General features: G+C 40.6%; 2 protein-coding genes. Both read left to right on the top strand.

The annotated features are described in order from the left end of the window. Positions 1-225 precede the first annotated feature (225 nt). A complete protein-coding gene (locus tag MW688_RS05865) occupies positions 226-1,158 on the top strand; it encodes an NAD(+) kinase (protein WP_486735001.1) in 933 nt (310 codons plus the stop codon). A gap of 40 nt (positions 1,159-1,198) precedes the next feature. Then, positions 1,199-2,887: a GTPase HflX gene (gene hflX / locus MW688_RS05870; protein WP_486735002.1), complete on the top strand. Its 1,689-nt coding sequence runs from the start codon at positions 1,199-1,201 to the stop codon at positions 2,885-2,887. The last annotated feature ends 553 nt before the right edge of the window (positions 2,888-3,440 follow it).

Consider the following 3,440-nt stretch of genomic DNA (forward strand, 5'->3'; position numbering starts at 1 on the left):
TCTGTCTTATTTTGCTGTTTGAGTAAATTTGAGTAGATTTTTAGAAGCGGTAGATTGGTTAGTAAACTCGAATTTACTATATAGAGGAATAAGATATTTTGACAAATCAAAATTTACTAAATTTACCCTAGAAGAGTTGAAATTTTGATGAAAATATGGCGTGGTTGTTTTTAGCAAATTAAGATAAAAAAAGTTGAACCAGAGAAAGAGGATGAAAAGACAACCGTGGAGTTAAAGCAAGTAATAATTGCTCACAAAGCAGGCGATCGCCAAAGTAAAAAATGGGCAGAAAAGTGTTCCCAGGAGTTAGAATCTCTCAACTGCAAAGTGCTGATGGGACCTAGTGGCTACAAAGACAATCCATATCCAGTGTTTCTGGCTTCAGCGAATGGTAAAATAGACCTAGCGATTGTACTAGGGGGGGATGGGACAACTTTACATGCAGCGAGACACTTAGCCAGTGAATCCATACCAATATTAGCAGTAAATGTAGGTGGACATCTAGGATTTTTAACAGAACCCTTTGAAACATTTAAAGATACAGAAATACTGTGGCAGCGTTTACAAACAGATCGCTACGCAGTACAAAGAAGAATGATGTTAGCGGCATCTATTTGTGAAGGAGATCGCAAGGCGCCGGAGACAGTAGGAGAAGTATATCACTGTCTCAACGAAATGTGTATAAAACCCGCAAGTATTGAGAGAATGCCCACATCTATACTAGAAATGGAAGTAGATGGAGAAATAGTAGATCAATATCATGGGGATGGTTTACTAGTAGCTACACCCACAGGTTCAACCAGCTACAATGTATCAGCCAATGGGCCAATTTTACATGCGGGGATGGAGGCGATTGCTGTTACCCCGATTTGTCCTTTAAGCTTATCAAGTCGCTCCCTAATTTTACCACCCCGTTCCCTAGTTAATATTTGGCCCTTAGAAGACTATGAACTAAATACTAAACTGTGGACAGATGGTTCCTTAGCCACTTCTATTTGGCCAGGACAATGGGTAAGTATTGGTATGTCTAATCATTTTGCCAGCTTCATCATTCTCCGTCAAAACTATTCTTTTTATGCCACCCTGCGGGAGAAATTAATGTGGGCAGGTACTAGAGTTCACTACAACAACAATTATGGCCAGGAAAATAATAAATAGGCTAAAATATAAATTGTAGTTAATTGTTAACACTAGACTTATAGATACTATCTACGGAAACATACAAGGACTAAAACCTAGTCAACTAAAACAGTTACAACGTCTATACCATCAAAAAATTCCTGGAGACCAAGTAATCACCTTTGACTTTGCCCAAAGAATGGGGGCAATTAGTCAAGAGATTAAGCAAGAGATTTGTACCTATATTAATCGACGGGGACAAGTGATTCGCGTGGGAGTAGGTACACCGAGACAAACTCAAATTTCTCCCTGGGAATTACCCAGATATGGTGCAGAAAGACTCTCAGGTATTCGGTGTATCTCTACTAAGCTCAAATCAGACCCTCCCAAACAATCTAGCCTAACAGCGATGGTGATGCAACGACTAGACGCTTTAGTAGTTTTAACTCTCACTGGTGGAGGATTCCAGCGCCGCGGTGGTGGTGGCACAGGCTATATCCAAGAAGGTTATTTAGCCCATCTGATTCCCCAATCAGAATCTCACTCAGAGGAACAACCTTTATGGACAGTATCTCAGTCTCTCAGCTTAGATGTACTGAGTAAACAAGATTTTCTGGAACTAGTCGAGGGGTTAGAATCAGAATTTCGTAGGGAATATATCGCTCAACAGGTAGACCTTGACCACGAAAGAGTAATTATTGTGGGTTTAATGACACCAGATATGACGGACTGGCAATTTGAAGCTAGTTTAGCAGAATTAGAACGCTTAGTAGATAGCGCCGGGGGTGAAGTTTTAGCCACAATTCGCCAAAAACGCACTCGCGCCCATCCTCAAACAGTAGTAGGAGTAGGAAAGGTTGAAGAAATTGCTCTAAATGCTCAAACCCTGGGAGCAAATCTAGTAGCTTTTAATCGGGAGTTATCTCCTACTCAAACCCGCAACCTAGAACAACAAATAGGTGTAAAAGTTGTAGACCGCACTGAAGTTATCTTAGATATTTTTGCCCAAAGAGCACAATCTAGGGCAGGAAAACTACAAGTAGAACTAGCCCAAATGGAATATATGCTCCCTCGTCTCACCGGAAAAGGTCAAGCTATGTCTCGCTTAGGTGGTGGAATTGGTACAAGGGGTCCAGGGGAAACTAAACTAGAAACAGAACGCCGAGTGATTGAAAAGCGTTTAGCTAAGCTACAAAAAGAAGTAAATCAGTTACAATCTCACCGTTCACGTCTTCGGGAAAAACGCCAAAAAGATGAGTTATTTACAGTGGCGATTGTCGGTTATACTAACGCGGGTAAATCTACTTTAATTAATGCTTTAACTAATGCGGAGGTGTATACAGCAGACCAACTGTTTGCTACTCTAGATCCTACTACTAGACGTTTGAGTATAACTGACTTTGTTAGTGGAGAAAGTCAAACTATTCTCTTAACTGATACAGTGGGATTTATTCATGAACTCCCTCCTTCTTTAGTTGATGCGTTTCGCGCTACCTTAGAGGAAGTCACCGAAGCTGATGCTTTACTGCATTTAGTTGATTTATCTCATCCTGATTGGCAGAGTCATATTCAATCAGTTGTCAAGATAATTGAGGAGATAAGTTTGGTATCTAATCAAGTTTTGTTAGTTTTCAACAAAGTAGACCAAGTAGATAAAGATACTCTTGATTTAGCTAAAACTAAGTTTCCTGATGCTATATTTATTTCTGCTACTTCTCGTATAGGACTAAAAACCTTGCGCCAGCGTCTATTGATGATGTCTTGTTAGCTGTTTCTGCCTCATACTCCCTTGCATCTTTACCAATGAGTCTTGAAGTCTTGAAGTCTTGAAGTAGCCTGTAGGTTGGGTTGAGGAACGAAACCCAACAAACTAGTAGTAGGGTGCGGATTAGCCGAAGATTTCTGTGGGAAATCACAATAAGATAACGGATTGCCGTAACGCACCAAACATGAGTAATAAGTAATGAGTAATGAGTAATGAGTAATGAGTAATGAGTTTTGAAGTAAGAAGCCTGTAGCCTGTAGGTTGGGCAGGGAGATAACCCAACAGGATAAAAGTAGTTGTAGTTGTAGGGTGTGTTAGGGCGAAGCCCGTAACGCACCTAGATGAGTAATGAGTAATGAGTAATGAGTAATGAGTTTTGAAGTAAGAAGCCTGTAGCCTGTAGGTTGGGCAGGGAGATAACCCAACAGGATAAAAGTAGTTGTAGTTGTAGGGTGTGTTAGGGCGAAGCCCGTAACGCACCTAGATGAGTAATGAGTAATAAGTAATGAGTTTTGAAGTAAGAAGCCTGTAGCCTGTAGGTTGGGCAGGGAGATAA

It is taken from the genome of Johannesbaptistia floridana (assembly GCF_057440575.1).